Source organism: Brevibacillus laterosporus LMG 15441 (assembly GCF_000219535.2).
Classification (GTDB): Bacteria; Bacillota; Bacilli; order Brevibacillales; family Brevibacillaceae; genus Brevibacillus_B; species Brevibacillus_B halotolerans.
In genome coordinates this window covers 4,914,593-4,929,885 of the sequence record NZ_CP007806.1, presented here as the reverse complement: position 1 = coordinate 4,929,885, position 15,293 = coordinate 4,914,593, and the positions used below count along the sequence as shown (strand labels likewise).

At 41.1% G+C, this 15,293-nt stretch carries 14 protein-coding genes; 6 read left to right on the top strand and 8 right to left on the bottom strand.

Going from position 1 to position 15,293, the window contains the following annotated elements; genetic code table 11:
* The first annotated feature begins 2 nt into the window (after nucleotides 1-2).
* Both BRLA_RS21785 and BRLA_RS21780 read left to right on the top strand, forming a co-directional pair.
* Nucleotides 3-1,025 carry a DUF2804 domain-containing protein gene (locus BRLA_RS21785; RefSeq protein WP_003334165.1) on the top strand — a complete coding sequence of 341 codons (1,023 nt, stop codon included), beginning with the start codon at nucleotides 3-5 and terminating at the stop codon, nucleotides 1,023-1,025.
* Between the two features lie 50 nt (nucleotides 1,026-1,075).
* The gene (locus BRLA_RS21780; protein ID WP_119912749.1) at nucleotides 1,076-1,696 is read left to right on the top strand and encodes a sterol desaturase family protein; all 621 of its coding nucleotides are present in this window, start codon (nucleotides 1,076-1,078) and stop codon (nucleotides 1,694-1,696) included.
* A gap of 58 nt (nucleotides 1,697-1,754) precedes the next feature.
* Here the strand turns inward: BRLA_RS21780 and BRLA_RS21775 are convergent, their stop codons facing one another.
* Nucleotides 1,755-3,209 (bottom strand): catalase, encoded by a 1,455-nt coding sequence (locus tag BRLA_RS21775; RefSeq protein WP_003334168.1) that lies wholly within the window; start codon nucleotides 3,207-3,209, stop codon nucleotides 1,755-1,757.
* Between the two features lie 429 nt (nucleotides 3,210-3,638).
* Between BRLA_RS21775 and cls the strand changes: the two genes are divergently transcribed.
* From cls to BRLA_RS21755, 4 genes are all read left to right on the top strand, one after another.
* Complete coding sequence (gene cls, locus BRLA_RS21770; RefSeq protein WP_003334169.1) at nucleotides 3,639-5,150, top strand: cardiolipin synthase; 1,512 nt, start codon at nucleotides 3,639-3,641, stop codon at nucleotides 5,148-5,150.
* A gap of 278 nt (nucleotides 5,151-5,428) precedes the next feature.
* Nucleotides 5,429-6,805: an aspartate kinase gene (locus BRLA_RS21765; protein WP_003334170.1), complete on the top strand. Its 1,377-nt coding sequence runs from the start codon at nucleotides 5,429-5,431 to the stop codon at nucleotides 6,803-6,805.
* A 179-nt stretch (nucleotides 6,806-6,984) separates the two neighbouring features.
* On the top strand, nucleotides 6,985-7,257 hold the full coding sequence (locus BRLA_RS21760) for a hypothetical protein (RefSeq protein WP_022586118.1): 273 nt from the start codon (nucleotides 6,985-6,987) through the stop codon (nucleotides 7,255-7,257).
* A gap of 108 nt (nucleotides 7,258-7,365) precedes the next feature.
* Nucleotides 7,366-8,178 carry a class I SAM-dependent methyltransferase gene (locus BRLA_RS21755; RefSeq protein ID WP_003334172.1) on the top strand — a complete coding sequence of 271 codons (813 nt, stop codon included), beginning with the start codon at nucleotides 7,366-7,368 and terminating at the stop codon, nucleotides 8,176-8,178.
* 117 nt (nucleotides 8,179-8,295) lie between these two features.
* Here the strand turns inward: BRLA_RS21755 and BRLA_RS21750 are convergent, their stop codons facing one another.
* From BRLA_RS21750 to BRLA_RS21720, 7 genes are all read right to left on the bottom strand, one after another.
* Entirely contained in the window at nucleotides 8,296-9,345 is a 1,050-nt protein-coding gene (locus tag BRLA_RS21750) for an ABC transporter substrate-binding protein (protein WP_003334173.1), read from the bottom strand.
* Nucleotides 9,346-9,374: 29 nt separating this feature from the next.
* A complete protein-coding gene (locus BRLA_RS21745; protein WP_371807996.1) occupies nucleotides 9,375-10,163 on the bottom strand; it encodes an ABC transporter permease in 789 nt (262 codons plus the stop codon).
* A 10-nt stretch (nucleotides 10,164-10,173) separates the two neighbouring features.
* Nucleotides 10,174-11,022, bottom strand: a complete 849-nt coding sequence (locus BRLA_RS21740) for an ABC transporter permease (protein ID WP_003334176.1) — start codon at nucleotides 11,020-11,022, stop codon at nucleotides 10,174-10,176.
* Nucleotides 11,019-11,993, bottom strand: a complete 975-nt coding sequence (locus tag BRLA_RS21735) for an ABC transporter ATP-binding protein (protein ID WP_003334177.1) — start codon at nucleotides 11,991-11,993, stop codon at nucleotides 11,019-11,021. Before BRLA_RS21735 ends, BRLA_RS21740 begins: the two co-directional genes overlap by 4 nt.
* A gap of 389 nt (nucleotides 11,994-12,382) precedes the next feature.
* On the bottom strand, nucleotides 12,383-13,222 hold the full coding sequence (locus BRLA_RS21730; protein WP_003334178.1) for an ABC transporter ATP-binding protein: 840 nt from the start codon (nucleotides 13,220-13,222) through the stop codon (nucleotides 12,383-12,385).
* A 14-nt stretch (nucleotides 13,223-13,236) separates the two neighbouring features.
* A complete protein-coding gene (locus BRLA_RS21725; protein ID WP_003334179.1) occupies nucleotides 13,237-14,274 on the bottom strand; it encodes a FecCD family ABC transporter permease in 1,038 nt (345 codons plus the stop codon).
* Nucleotides 14,274-15,284 carry a FecCD family ABC transporter permease gene (locus tag BRLA_RS21720; RefSeq protein ID WP_003334180.1) on the bottom strand — a complete coding sequence of 337 codons (1,011 nt, stop codon included), beginning with the start codon at nucleotides 15,282-15,284 and terminating at the stop codon, nucleotides 14,274-14,276. Before BRLA_RS21720 ends, BRLA_RS21725 begins: the two co-directional genes overlap by 1 nt.
* Nucleotides 15,285-15,293 lie beyond the last annotated feature (9 nt).

The window sequence follows — 15,293 nt, the reverse complement described above, 5'->3', positions numbered from 1 at the left end:
CTATGGCGTTTCCTGCTCAAATTGAAAAAGAGATTACAGCGCATACCATTCTTTGTGACAGACGGGGAAATTTGCGACCAGAGGCCATTGGCTGGTCGCGTTATCCCTTGCACGATTGTCAGATACCAGGGCATTTAGGGCGAAAAAAGAAGTGGAATTTTTGGTTTATTGTAAATAATCAAGTTATTATAACGGTAGCTGTTTGTCATTTGGATTATATCGGAGTGGCATTTTTTCATTTGATCGATCTTCAATCGGGTCAGAAGGTGGAGCAAACGGTAAAGGTGCCCTTTGCGAGAGGAATATATTTGCCTGATTCTGTCCATGGTGATGTTCATTTTCAGCATAAGCATCTTCAGATTTCTTTTACGTCTCAGCAGACGACTACAATGATCGTGGTTGATGGGATGAATAGAGAAGGGATGCCTTTTTCAATAGAAATTAGTATCTCAGAGACTGCGGAAGCCTTGCATATGGTCATTCCTTGGAGTAATAGAAGATTTCAATATACAAAAAAACAACCGGGAAGAGCAGCCGCAGGTAAGGTACGCATAGGCAGTAAACATTACAATCTTACACAGGAGACGACATCAGCGAGCCTCGATTTTGGTCGTGGTGTTTGGCCTTATATAACCAAATGGAACTGGATGACTTGTAGCTTTCAATGGAGGGGGAGCTGGTGTGGGTGTAACTTAGGGGCTGGTTGGACGGATGGAACGGGAATGACTGAAAATGGCCTGTTGATTCAACAGCGAGCTGAAAAAATAGCAGAACCGATTCAATTTGAATATGATAAAACCTCGCCTATGAAACCGTGGCGCATCTCGACCATTGGCAGCGACCGCGTTCAACTCAAATTTACCCCTATTTATTATCAGGAGAAACGCGAAAATTATTTGGCATTATCCACTCATTTACAACAATATATTGGAAAGTATAGTGGGACGCTTCAAACAAAGAACAGCGAAATAATCAGAATAGATGATGTCTGGGGAATCTGTGAAGATCAACAGGCAAGGTGGTAACAGGCAGGTAACAATCAGTTGGAATGATAAGAAAAAACAGGGGGTTTAATCTGTTGAAGGAGTATGTTAAACAATATTTTAGCCAATTTGATGTGCTAGTGATTAGCATTTTGTTTGCTTTCGGCTTTTTATGGTTAATTCCTGATATGCATCGAATTCATGTTTGGATGGCATTGGCGATCGGGATGCTTTCCTACGCGGTCAGCGAATACCTCATCCATCGATTTATCTTTCATATGACCCCCCCTAAAATACGTTGGCTTTTAGCAATGCTAAAGCGATTACACTACGATCATCATGTATCACCCAATCAATTGAACCTGTTGTTCCTACCGGTCTGGTATAGCCTGCCTCTGATCATGCTTGCAGGGTGTGCCGCTTTTTTCATCACAAAGGATTTTTCTCTTATGGTTGCATTTGTAACAGGGATTATGGGTTATCTACTTTATTATGAATGGACCCATTATATTGCACACCAGCCTGTGCAGCCGATCACTCCATGGGGGAGATGGATGAAGAGAATGCATCTTTGGCATCACTATAAAAACGAAAACTATTGGTATGGCGTAACCAATCCTGCCCTCGATCTATTATTTTGTACCTATAAGAATGAGAAACAAGTCAACCGTAGCTCTACAGCTCGTAATTTGGAACAAAACGATATGAAATAAAAGCAGGAAGCCCATCTCTAAAGTGTCTGAGATGGGCTTATTATGTGTTTTCCTTTGGTTATTTGACATAGGAGCTAATGTCAACATTCAGAGCACTAGCGAGGCGCATGCCGAAATCTCGATCTGCACGGAAGAAGTTGCAAATAGCGAGCATTTTTGTTCGCTCATGTACAGTAGCCAAATCGTTAGCCAGATTAGCAATTAAATTGGCTTGTTCCTCTGGACTATAGCTGCGATAACGCTCGCCAGCTTGGGCAAAATCATTCGGTTTATCAATTTTTTCACGACTAACATACCCAAACAGAGGTGTCTCAGACTCCTTGTATGCAGGATCTTCTACAGGATTTTCCGCATGCCGGCTCGGTTCATAATTAACAGGAGAGCTTTGCTGCTTGAATGGCATTGCACCATCGCGTTGCTGATTATGTACAGGAGCATACGGACAATTGATCGGGAGTTGCAAGTAGTTAGCGCCTAACCGATAGCGCTGTGTATCGGGATAGGAGAACAAACGTCCTTGCAAAAGCTTATCCTCTGAAGGCTCAATACCTGGAACGGTTACACTTGGAGAGAAGGCAACCTGCTCTACTTCCGCGAAAAAGTTTTGTGGGTTACGATTCAGGGTCATCACACCCACTTCTTGTAATGGATAGCTTTGTTCATCCCAAATCTTTGTAGGGTCGAGTGGATCGTAATCCAGCGAATCCAGCTCATCGATAGGCATAATTTGAACATAGAGCGTCCACTGAGGGAAATCACCGGCTTCAATATGATCATACAAGTCTCGGGTAGCGTGGTTAAAATCCTTTGCCTGAATCTCTGAAACCTCCTGAGCAGTTAAATTTTTAACGCCTTGGGCTGGTTTCCAATGATATTTTACATATATGACTTGGCCTTCTGCATTGACCCATTTAAATGCATGGACACCAAAACCCTCCATTTGCCGATAGGTAGCAGGTGTACCATAGTCAGAGAATAGCCAGGTAAGCATATGTGTTGATTCAGGAGTTAGAGTCATGAAATCCCAATAACGGTCTGGGGTTTGGAGATTTGTATCAGGAGATGGCTTTAGGGAGTGAACCATGTCAGGGAATTTCAGGGCATCACGAATAAAAAACACCGGTAGATGGTTACCGACAAGGTCATAATTACCTTCTTCTGTATAAAATTTGGTAGCAAAGCCACGTGGGTCACGCAAAGTCTCTGGGGAACCCTGCCCATGAATAACGGTGGAGAATCGAACGAAGACAGGCGTTTTTTGTCCTACTTCCTGTAGGAAGGCAGCTTTCGTATATGAACGCATACTGTTCGTCACTACGAAAACCCCATGCGCACCTGAACCTCTAGCATGCACGACACGCTCAGGAATTCTTTCTCGATCAAAATGAGCTAACTTTTCAATTAAATGATAATCATCTAATGTCGCAGGTCCTCTTTTCCCAGCAGTGCGAGAATTTTGATTATCGCCTACAGGAACACCTTGATTGGTAGTTAAACGTGGTTTATTATCCATATATGAACCTCTCCCTTGATTAGAGTTATTATCATAAAATAAATGTATTAATTACTAATTTATAATTATTATAAAATTAAAGTCATTTTTGTCAATGGGAAATGTTAAGCAGTGGCCTCTGTTTGACCGGAATATTTAGATAAAACTGTTGAGAACATACTCATCCTTTTCAGCAATGACTCCGATATTTACATTAGATTGTTCTGCAACATCCTCGCAGGTACTATCTAATCTAGCCGATGAAATGCAGGGACGTTTGCAACGTTTTACATTATGAATATAGAAGTTCTAATAAAGCCAGCAGGCAATGATCCTGCTGGTTTTTTAATTCCCTGTGATTACTAATCATGATTTGGCAGGAAAGTAGGAAACCTACATACCAATGAATTATTTTCCCTACATGACCGGTTGAAAAGCGAGGGTGATTTTATGCTGTATTACTTTTTTGTTTCAACAATCATCCATCTTATCATTGCGCTCCTTTTTACAATTTTTATTATTAAGGAAAAACGTATGCCAGAGCGTACATTAGCATGGATTTTTGCAGTATATAGTTTTCCAGTGATTGGAATTTGTTGTTATTTTCTTATAGGGAGATTTTGGAGTTACGAGGAGAAGGATAGACAGGATAACAAGTATCAGAAGAAGGTAAATCAAATCACCGACACTCCACAAGGATTAGCCTTGCGATGTACAGATGAAGACTCTCAATTAGAGGCGAGTTGTTTAGGGTCGTCTATTAGAAAGCTGATCAGATTCAATCAATCTAATGCGGGTGCGCAACTAACACAGGAAAATCAAGTGGAATTATTTCATAAAGCGGCTCCTTTTTTCACTGCTTTATGGGAAAAAATAGACAAAGCTATGTATCAGATTCATGTATTGTTTTATACAATTGAAGGAGATTATGTGGGACGATCTCTGCTTGATTTATTGAAGAAAAAGGCTGAGCAAGGCTGTGAGGTACGCGTTATTGTGGACGACATAGGAAGCAAAACCTTTCCTGATGCTTGGGCTGATGAACTACGCCAAGCTGGCGGGCAGTTCTACAGATTCAGTCCGCGTAAGCATTTACGAACTTTTATACGACTTAATTATCGCAATCACCGCAAGATCGTTGTGATTGATCATGCTATTGGATTCTTTGGAGGCTGCAATATTGGAAAAGAATATGTAGGGGAAGATCCTAAGCTGGGATTTTGGCGAGATACTCATATACAGGTTACTGGAGAAGCTGCCTGCGAGCTTCAAAAAATCTTTATAAAAGACTGGAAGATGGTGTCTGGTCTTACCATAAATATGTCGAATTCTGAGGTAGCAACTAGTTCTGCCCAGACGAAGCAGCATGACGAACAGATGGGCAAATCAACTGTTGAACCGACTGATGAGCATGAGAATAAGCATCTGATTCAGGTGATTGAGACTGACCCACGAGAACGCTGGGAGCCCATTCGCCAAACCTTCCTGCAAATGATCATGCGGGCAGAAAAATCGGTGAAAATTACCTCCCCTTATTTTATCCCTGATGAGGTGCTGCTGGTAGCCTTGTGCACCATTGCACAGGCAGGAGTAGAGGTAACGCTTATCCTGCCAGGCATTCCTGACAGCAAGCTGGTCTACTATGCTTCTCAAAGCTTCCTCGACGAGTTAAGAAAAGCGGGGGTTAGCATTTATTTGTACGACAAAGGCTTCCTACATGCCAAGGTGTTACTAGTTGATGATAATCAAGCACTAGTGGGAACGAGCAATTGGGATTTCCGGAGCTTTTATCTCAATTTTGAAGTTAACGCCCTTTTTTATGGAAGGTCACGTTTCATTCAGGAGCTAACAGCGCAATTTGAACAGGATATTAGCAATAGTAAAGTAAGCAACGAAGAGCCTAAAACCATTAGCCGTAAATATATAGAATCTGTAGCGCGGCTATTCTCGCCTCTTCTCTAAATGATAGCTAAATAAAAATTTTTTGGATGAAATGTACATGTGGAGAGGACAATAGTTTTCATGGAATGGATTATGTGGTAGAGTGTAAACAGTAGAAGGTCGGATAAGGTGATACTATCTGTTTTTGCAGATTGGTAGTATCACCATTCCTCCTTATTTTAGGTTAAAACTGTAAAAAATGAGGAAATTTGAGTTTGTGTGATAGACATATGAAAAAGCAAGAGGTAGGATAGTGTACAACCTAAAGAGAAGCAATACGGAATGGTGGAGGGAACGACATGAAAGTATGTAAATTTGGTGGTACTTCCTTGGCTAACGCCGAACAGATTCGCAAGGTATGTCAGATCATTCTGAATGATGGGACTCGTAGGCTTATTGTGGTCTCAGCTCCTGGAAAGCGTTATAAGGAAGATATCAAGGTCACTGATTTACTGATTACATTTGGGGAGAAATTAATTGAATCAGGGCAAGCTCAAGCGGAATGGCAGGCGGTTGTCGATCGTTATCAGGAAATTTGTTCAGAGTTACAATTACCACCAACATGCATAGGGGAAATCATAGCTAATCTTCAAAAATTGTTGCAATGGAATAAAGAAGACTCAGAAGGTTTTATGGATGTAGTAAAGGCCTCAGGAGAAGATAATTGTGCCAGAGTGGTTGCAGAATATCTAAGAACACTAGGAGCCCCAGCGACGTACATTAATCCAAGAGATGCAGGTCTTCTAGTCAGTGGTGAATATGGCAATGCTCAGGTACTTCCAGAGGCTTATGAAAAATTAGCTCTATTAAAAGAGAAAGAAGGGTTGCTTATCTTTCCGGGCTTTTTTGGTTATACACAGGAGGGTAAGCTAACAACCTTTTCACGTGGGGGCTCTGATGTGACTGGCTCCATTTTGGCTGCTGCTGTTAGAGCAGAGCTATATGAAAATTTTACTGATGTTGATTCGGTGTACGCAGTAAATCCACAGTTAGTTCCTAATCCTTGTAAGATAAAAGAAATAACATATCGAGAAATGCGGGAATTATCATACGCAGGTTTTTCTGTTTTTCATGAGGAAGCGTTAATACCCGCCTTTCGTGCTGAAATTCCTGTTTGCATAAAAAATACGAATAATCCATCAGCACCAGGGACAAAAATTGTGACCAGACGAGATAATTCTTCTCGCATTGTAGCTGGTATTGCCAGTGATGTAGGGTTTTGTCGCATATATGTAAGTAAATACTTGATGAATAAAGAGATCGGCTTTGGCAGAAGGCTTTTGCAAATTCTTGAAGAGGAGCACCTGTCCTACGAGCATAGTCCCTCTGGAATTGACGATATTACAGTCATTCTTCGGCAACATCAGCTCACAAAGGAAAAAGAGGCTCGAATTGTATCTCGCATAAAAAATGAGTTGCATGTAGACGATGTACATGTACAATATAATATGGCTCTTGTTATGCTGGTAGGAGAGGGAATGAGGTCTTCTGTAGGTATTTCTGCTCGGGCAGCCACAGCGCTAGCTATCGCCGATATTAATATCGAAATGATTAACCAAGGTTCATCAGAAGTTAATTTAATGTTTGGTGTAAGAGCAGGGGATGCAGATAATGCTGTCATAGCTTTGTACCAGGAGTTTTACAAAGAAGAAGAGCTTTCTCTTGGAATATGCTAAAATAGATAAGTGCAAGGTTGTCCGTTGTCTGGACATGATTTCCTACGTGTAACAGAGATACCCCTATTTCAAGGTTGATAGATCGTACATGATTTGGATATCTTATAAAGGTAGAACAGACAACAAAACAGGCACGGATATTCAACATGTAAAAGAAAGGGTGAGGAAACATGTCGACAATGAGATGTATCACTGTATTTACAAACAATTACAGCGTGTTTTCTGAAATTTATCAGGTTGTGCTTAACACACCTTTGGCTGAGGATGAGGAAAAAGAAGTAGAAGGCGTTACCATCAGTGACGCAGGAGAAGTACCTGATGAATATATCGAAATGATGAAGCAAAAGCCAGAAGTTGCTGTTATGAGAATTAAAAAACAGAATATCACAATTCTACAGCATGGAGAAGTTTTTGAAATTCTGATGCCGTCGAATGAAGCAATTACTGCTTAATCTATTTACATTGGATTAAGCCGAATATAAGCAACAGAAGAGCCACCCATTCATACATTAGGAAAAGAAGAAGAACTTCTATCCAGTATGAAATGAGGTGGCTTTGTTTTGAATATTTTTCTTGAATATCCTGTATGTCCTCTGCCACGGCATGGTTATGGAAAACCCCCGCATGAAAAACTCCAACAAAAAATGGATCTGCAACGTAGTACGTATAGGGAATATCTTGAGGAGACCATGAAGCATGTTGATGCGTTAGCTGCGATATCGTTAGATTATCCACAGAATGATCAAGAGCCGTTTTATCGCAATAATTGGCTTCCTTTAATAGATGGTGCAGCCATATACACTTTCTTAGCAAAACATAAGCCGGCTCGATATGTAGAAGTAGGGTCAGGTAATTCCACGAAGTTTGCACGTAGGGCTATTCGGGATCTTCATTTACCAACTAAGATCATTTCGATTGATCCACAACCGAGAGCAGAGATTGATTCTTTATGTGATGAGGTCATTCGACAAACGCTGGAAACGATCCCGATGCAATTCTTCCAACAGCTAGAACCGGGAGATATCCTGTTTATCGATAGCTCACATCGTTCATTTACTAATTCTGACGTAACAGTTGCCTTTGTAGAGATTCTACCAATCTTAAAGCCAGGGGTAATTGTTCAAGTTCACGACATTTTCTTACCATATGATTATCCGCATGAATATATGAACCTCTTCTATTCGGAGCAATATTTATTAGCGTCTTATCTATTAGGCGGTTCCAAATTGAAGCTGTTATTGCCTAATTTTTATGTAGCGGAGGATTGCGAATTATTTAGTATGCTAGAGCCACTGTATACTAGGCTGGGTGTTCTTAGTACGAATCCGGTTTGTGAGGGATGCTCTTGTTGGCTAGAGGTTCAATCCGATTAAAATAGCATTACGTAATGAATCAGAACAAATATAGCCTAGATTAGCATGGTACATAGGCAAAATAAAAACCTGTTGTCTACAAAAAATGTTGACAACAGGTTTTTTCGTTTCAATATCTTAACGACCGCTTTTTAGCTCCGTCCATAGACGATCGTATACTTGCAAGGTTTCGCCGACATCTTTTAACCACTCTGTACGGCTCATCTCTTCAGGAGACAGGAAAATCATCTTATTGTTGCGATACTTTTCGCTATGCAGCGGATGCGCTTTTTCATTTGGATTGCTATAGCCGATTGTTTCATAGTTTTTCACAGATACTGCTGGGTCCATCATGTAATTGATGAATTCTTCGGCTAGTTTTTTGTGCTTGGCACCCTTTGGAATGGCAAAGGTATCAGCAAAAATGGTTCCGCCTTCTTTTGGAACAACGTAGCCAATGTCGTTATTTTCGGGATAAATAAAGGCTGCATCACCAGACCAAACAGTACCAATCCAAGCCTCTTCCGCAATGAATTTTTGCTTGATAGTGTCCGTATCAAATGCTAATAGGTTCGGTAACAGTTTCTTCAAGTCAGCATTGGCAATATCCAATTCTTTTTCACTGATTGTACTGTTGGAGAAGCCATTTTTTTTCAAGGACATGCCCAAAGCTTCACGAGAATCATTTAATACTACAACACGACCTTTATATTTCGGATTCCATAGATCGCTCCAGCTTGTTGGTGGCTCTGTTACATATTTTTTATTATAGGCAATCCCAGTTACACCCCATGTGTATACGACAGAGTATTTGTTGTCTGGATCATACGGAGGTGTTTTAAAGGTAGACACCAGATTTTGCAGATTAGGGATCGCTGATTTATCCAGTTCCTCTAGTAGGTTTAATTTGATCATCGTATCAACCATGTAGTCGGAAGGCTGAATAAGGTCAAATTGGGCACCGCCAGCCTGAACCTTTGCTAGCATATCTTCATTGCTGGAGAAAATCGCATAATTGACCTTAGCATCGAATTTTTGCTCGAAATCCTTAATAACATCCATATTAAAGTTATCTGCCCAGCTATAGATGTTTAATACTCTTTCTTCTTTTCCGCTATTAGATGAGCATCCAGTCAGGGCAAGTACAGTAGTCATAACGATTGGCACAATGGCCTTAAGTAAACGCATAGCATATCCTCCTCCTGTGAGAAAAAAGTTTAGTCTTGAGTGGTTTTATTTCCGGTACCTTTAAAAGCAAGTGATTCTGCAAGGACAATTAATACCACAATCACGAGAATCATTATTGTCGATAGGGCATTTAGTTCAGGAGAGACACCACGTTTGACCATACCATAAATATATAGTGGCAACGTAGTAGAATCTGGTCCTGCTACAAAGAAGCTGATGACGAAATCATCCAGAGACATCGTGAACGTCATTAAAGCAGCCGCGATCAGTCCTGGAGAAATAATGGGCAACGTAATATAACGGAACGTATTAAACGAGGAGGCGCCTAAATCTTGGGCTGCTTCCTCCAATTCCTGCCCCATACCAGCTAGACGAGCGGTAATGATGACCACCGCAAAAGACAAGCTAAAGGTGATATGAGCGATAATGATCGTTAGTTTACCCAGCGGCATATACAATTGGCTAAACATGACCAGCAAGGATAATCCCATCAGAATATCGGGAATTAGGATTGGTAAATAAATTAATCCATTGAATGCTTGCTTAAAGCGAAATTTGTAACGATGGAGGGCCAGTGACAGAAAGGCTGCCAGAATGGTAGTGACCACCGTTGTAACTACAGCGATAATCAAGCTATTCGTCAATGCATCTAGCACACGATCATTTTCAAACAGAGAAGTGTACCACTTTAAGGTGAAGCCTGACCAAGTGGCATTGATCCTCGAATCATTAAAAGAATAGAGGATGAGTACGGCGATCGGTAAATATAAAAACCCGATAATCGCCAAGGAGTATGCAAACAGGAGATTTTTACGCATTTTCATCGCCTCATCCTCTCCCTTCTTGTTTCTCTTGCATTTTTGTTGCGCGATAGTATAAATAAATCATGATGATCGAGAAGAGTACAATCACCATGGATAATGCTGAACCAAATGGCCAATCACGTGCAGACAGGAATTGGTTTTGAATGACATTACCAAATAGTGAAGATTTAGCTCCACCCATTACATCTGGAACAACGAACATACCCAGTGAAGAAACGAAAACTAAAATACAGCCGCTTACAACTCCCGGCATAGTTAGAGGCAGGGTAATGTGCCAAAATGTTTTGGCTGGTGTAGCTCCTAAATCATAGGCAGCCTCCAGCTTTTTACGATCTAATTGTTCTAAGGAGACATAGATCGGCAAGATAATAAACGGCAACAACGCATAGACCATCCCGAGCAAAACAGCTCCTGGTGTATACAAGAGCGTGAGCGGTTGGTCGATAAGGCCAAGCGATTGCAAAACAGTATTTACAAGACCTTGTGTACGTAAAATGATGACCCAAGCATAAGAGCGAACCAGAAAATTAATCCAAAATGGAATCATCACTAATAAGAGCCATAAGTTTTGCCACTTACGATCTAGTCGGGTAATCATATAAGCTAAAGGATAACCCAACAACAGACAAATGATGGTCGTTCCCACGGATACAAGCAAGGTTTCGATAAAGATTTGTACATATAGCGATTCAAAGAATCTAGCATAGTTAGCTAGTGTAAATTCATAGACGATTTGCCCGTATATTCCCCTCTTCAGAAAAGAAAGCATAACCACAAAAAGCATGGGCACTAAGAAAAAGATCGTTAACCAGAGGAATCCTGGGAGAGCAAGTAGCTTTCCTTTATTTTTCAACGCAGAATCACCTCATCTTCTTCTGCCCAGAATACACCAACTCTCTCGCCTTTGTGCCAAGAGCCTTTTTCGTAAAGATGTGCAGTAATAACAATGTCGTCCTCGGCGCGGACAAACACCTTAAAGATATTACCTAAGAAAATAATATCTTCAATGATTCCCTTGCTCTTGTGTCGAGCTACTTCCTCATTTTCTTTATATAAACGAATCTTTTCAGGACGTACTCCTAAAAGACCTGCTTTTGTATTTAAGATATTGTTTTCACCAATAAAGGTTGCAACAAACAGACTGTTTGGCTTGTAATAAATTTCTTCTGGTGTGCCCAATTGCTCAATTCGACCTTGGTTTACAACCGCGATGCGGTCTGACATCGACATAGCTTCATCCTGATCATGCGTCACATAGATAAAGGTAATGCCCAAATTCCGCTGAATATTTTTTAGTTCAACCTGAAGGTTTTTGCGCAGTTGGTAGTCGAGCGCACCAAGCGGCTCGTCCAATAATAATACCCTTGGATTGTTAATGATCGCACGGGCAATTGCAACACGTTGCTGCTGTCCACCAGATAGCTGTTTTGGTTTACGTTTCTGATATTCGGTCAGTTGTGTAAAATGCAGCACTTCTTCCAAACGAGTCTTTTGTTCGGCCTGAGGCACATTTTTCATTTTTAAACCAAAAAGAATGTTTTCAGCAACGGTCATGTGTGGGAACAGAGCATAATGTTGAAATACCATGTTCATATCTCGTTGGTAAGGAGGGATTTTGGTTACATCCTTTCCATCCAGGTAGATATGTCCAGAAGTAGGCTCTTCAAACCCAGAAATCATGCGCATCAGCGTCGTTTTTCCGCATCCGCTGGGACCGAGCAAAGTGATGAATTCACCTTCCTGGATTGACAGTGAAAATGCGGGAATGACCACGTGATCATTAAAGCTTTTTTCCACTGAATCCAAGTGTATGATCGTTTTCATTTATCATTTCCCATCTCTATATAAATTTAGTAGTTCTCACCCAATTTACTCTAAAAAAACGCTAAATATTAAGATATATCATTGGGGCAATAAATTCAATGAAATCACAAATAAAAAAGCAAGAAAAAATCTCCATCAACTAGCGACGGAGACATGTTCATAGTAGCGTGCAAGTAGCCTCGTAACAGTTATAAGAGCAATATGTATTCTAGATAGATTGTCTGTCAGACACAAAGTAATTATGAATGGCAAAAACTATCACACGAGGATTGTAACGTGAAAGACGATCGTTTGTCGAGTTCTAGAGCCAAATATCCACAAAATAATCTACATTTGCATGATGACTTTTATGGAGATCATTTATGCTTCAAATACATCCCGTTATCGTTTTACGTAGCAAGTCGTTGTGCTGGCAAAATCTCATCTTTTGCAGATGATAGTATCCGGCGACTGTTTCCTACAGGGATACACATTGGTGTTCCATACAGAGGATCGGCAATAATTTTCGATTGCATACGGAAAACATGTTCGACCATTTTTTCGGTCAGTACGGTTTCTGGACTACCTTGAGCATAAATTTGTTTATCTTGAACAGCGACTAAATGATGTGCATATCGACATGCTAAATTAAGATCATGCAGCACCATGACAATTGTAGATGCACGTGTCTGGTTTAATTCAAATAAAATATCAAGCACTTCAATTTGATGAGTCATATCTAAATAGGTAGTAGGCTCATCCAGCAAAATAATATCCGTATCTTGAGCCAGTGTAAGAGCAATCCAAGCACGCTGGCGCTGACCACCGGAAAGCGAATCAATGGGACGGTGAGCAAGCTCTGTTAATTGCGTCACTTCCAGAGCAAAGGCGACCTTTTCCTCATCTTCATCAGTCCATTGCTTGAGCCAGTTTTGGTGTGGATAACGCCCTTGTTTCACTAGCTGCAAGACAGTTAATCCTTCTGGTGCAATCGGGCCCTGTGGCAGAATAGCCATTTGTTTGGCGATCTCTTTTGTTGTTTGTTCTGCAATACCTTTCCCATTTAATAATATATGTCCTGATGCCGGTTTTAATAATCGAGCCAAGGAGCGAAGAAGGGTGGATTTCCCACAACCATTGCTTCCAATTAAAACGGTAATTTCACCCTTAGGAATTTGCAGACCAAGATTTTCAATTATAATGGAATCCCCGTATTGCAGGGTTAGTCCTTTGGTTTCTAGAGCAGACATTGCATCTCATCTCCTTACTTATTACGATTTTTAACCAATAGAAATATAAAGAATGGCGCTCCGATGAGGGAGGTGAAAATTCCTACAGGCAGATCAAGTGGCGCAAAAACTGTGCGAGCTACGAGATCAGAGACTAAGACGATAAGAGCACCCAGCAGTGCAGATGCGGGCAATAAAGCTCCAAAAACAGGACCTACTACCTTTTTTGCAATATGAGGAGCTAGCAGTCCAACAAAGCTGATTGCCCCACCGATGGCCACAGCAGCGCCTGCCAATGCCACGGAGAAGGACAATAGGATGAGTCGATGCAATTCAACAGCAGAGCCAGCTCCTTGGGCCACATCATCTCCTAATTGCAGCAGGTTGACACTACGACCGTATATAAAAGCGAGTAACATAAAGCAAGCGATCCAAGGAGCTAACATAGATACGGTATCCCATGATGTTCCATAGACACTGCCTGTTAGCCAAATTTTAGCTTTAGGCGTCAAATACAGCGGGCTTGCAACGGTGATTAAGGTGGTAAGTGCGGCTAAAATCTCTTTCACACCAACGCCTATCAATACTAGTCGTACAGGAGTTACTCCTTTTTTCCAAGCTAAGACATAAATGAGTAAGCCTGCAATACCAGCTCCTACAATAGCAAACAACGGAAGCCAGAAAATACTCGCTGTTTCAAACAAAACAATGAAGACGACTGCTGCAACACTAGCTCCACTGGTGATGCCAATAATGTCAGGAGAAGCGAGTGGATTGCGAATGATGCTTTGAAGGATTGCTCCTGATACACCAAGCCCCATTCCAACGAGCATACCTGTCAAAAGACGAGGCATGCGAAATTTCATGACAATCAGATTTTCCTGGTCGCTTCCTAATCCAAGAAACACTTTCATAACATTCCAGGGAGAAATTGGATATTCACCTACTCCGAGGCTGCACACCATTGCCATAAACGTTAGGAACAGAATAGCAAGCACGATCCATAGCACACGTTTTTCCATTAAATAGGAAATGTTTGGTTTTTTAAGTCGAAAAACAAGGAGTTTTTTCATCAACGAAGCATCCCCTTTCGAATGACATAAATGAAGAAGGGAGCTCCAAATAAGGCTGTCATTACACCAATTGGTAATTCCTGAGGCATCGCTATCGCTCTAGCTAAGATATCAGAGATAACCAGTAAAATTCCTCCGAATAATCCGCTGTACAATATTGTCCACTTCATATCGTTTCCAGTAAGGTAACGAGCTACATGAGGAGTGAACAAACCTACAAAGCCTATTGGTCCTGCTACAGCCACCGAACAGCCAGATAAAATAATCACAACTGCACCCATTCCGATTTTTAACAAAAGAGTTCGCTGTCCTAAGCCTTTTGCTACGTCTTCTCCTAGCATGAACGTATTAATTGCTGGGGCTAACAGCAGTGCTATTATCCATGCTGCGATCATGAACGGTAACCCTTCCATTAAATAGGAGAGCTTACGATCAGCTACAGAGCCAGCTAACCAAAATAATACTTCCTCTAAGGCTTGTTCATTTGTAACTAAAATTCCATTCGTGAAGGAAGAGAACAGAGCGGTTAATGCCGCACCTGCCAATGTCATTTTTAAGGGAGTTATCCCATCGCGACCAATAGAGCCTAAGATATAAACAGCGATCCCACCTAGCAGGGCTCCCGTGAAACCAGCCCAGGTTAAGGCTTGCATAGAGTTTGCTCCTAAGAAACCAACAGAACAAACAATAGCAAATGAAGCGGCCCCATTTATTCCAAAGATGCCTACGTCCCCAATCGGATTACGTGTCAAAGCTTGCAGAATACAACCTGCTATACCTAAATTAATCCCTATGGCTGCTGCAATAATACTGCGCGGAACTCTCGTTTCAAGAATGACAATATGTTCGTTGCTTCCGTTAAAATGTGTATAAGCTTCTATCAGAGTGTGTATATCAGTATTAATTACACCGTAAACGACACTGACGAGCATACAAGCTAGCAATACTAACAATCCGAGTAGTAGACCTATTGCTTTTACAAAAGGCCGTTCTAAGATGCTTTTTCCCATTTCAGTGTT

What these genes read in the sequence shown, in the direction of transcription:
- BRLA_RS21785 (WP_003334165.1), top strand. Translation starts at nt 3, where the DNA reads ATGGCGTTTCCTGCTCAAATTGAAAAAGAGATTACAGCGCATACCATT.
- BRLA_RS21775 (WP_003334168.1), bottom strand. Translation starts at nt 3,209, where the DNA reads ATGGATAATAAACCACGTTTAACTACCAATCAAGGTGTTCCTGTAGGC.
- cls (WP_003334169.1), top strand. Translation starts at nt 3,639, where the DNA reads ATGCTGTATTACTTTTTTGTTTCAACAATCATCCATCTTATCATTGCG.
- BRLA_RS21765 (WP_003334170.1), top strand. Translation starts at nt 5,429, where the DNA reads ATGAAAGTATGTAAATTTGGTGGTACTTCCTTGGCTAACGCCGAACAG.
- BRLA_RS21760 (WP_022586118.1), top strand. Translation starts at nt 6,985, where the DNA reads ATGAGATGTATCACTGTATTTACAAACAATTACAGCGTGTTTTCTGAA.
- BRLA_RS21750 (WP_003334173.1), bottom strand. Translation starts at nt 9,345, where the DNA reads ATGCGTTTACTTAAGGCCATTGTGCCAATCGTTATGACTACTGTACTT.
- BRLA_RS21745 (WP_371807996.1), bottom strand. Translation starts at nt 10,163, where the DNA reads ATGCGTAAAAATCTCCTGTTTGCATACTCCTTGGCGATTATCGGGTTT.
- BRLA_RS21735 (WP_003334177.1), bottom strand. Translation starts at nt 11,993, where the DNA reads ATGAAAACGATCATACACTTGGATTCAGTGGAAAAAAGCTTTAATGAT.
- BRLA_RS21730 (WP_003334178.1), bottom strand. Translation starts at nt 13,222, where the DNA reads ATGTCTGCTCTAGAAACCAAAGGACTAACCCTGCAATACGGGGATTCC.
- BRLA_RS21725 (WP_003334179.1), bottom strand. Translation starts at nt 14,274, where the DNA reads ATGAAAAAACTCCTTGTTTTTCGACTTAAAAAACCAAACATTTCCTAT.
- BRLA_RS21720 (WP_003334180.1), bottom strand. Translation starts at nt 15,284, where the DNA reads ATGGGAAAAAGCATCTTAGAACGGCCTTTTGTAAAAGCAATAGGTCTA.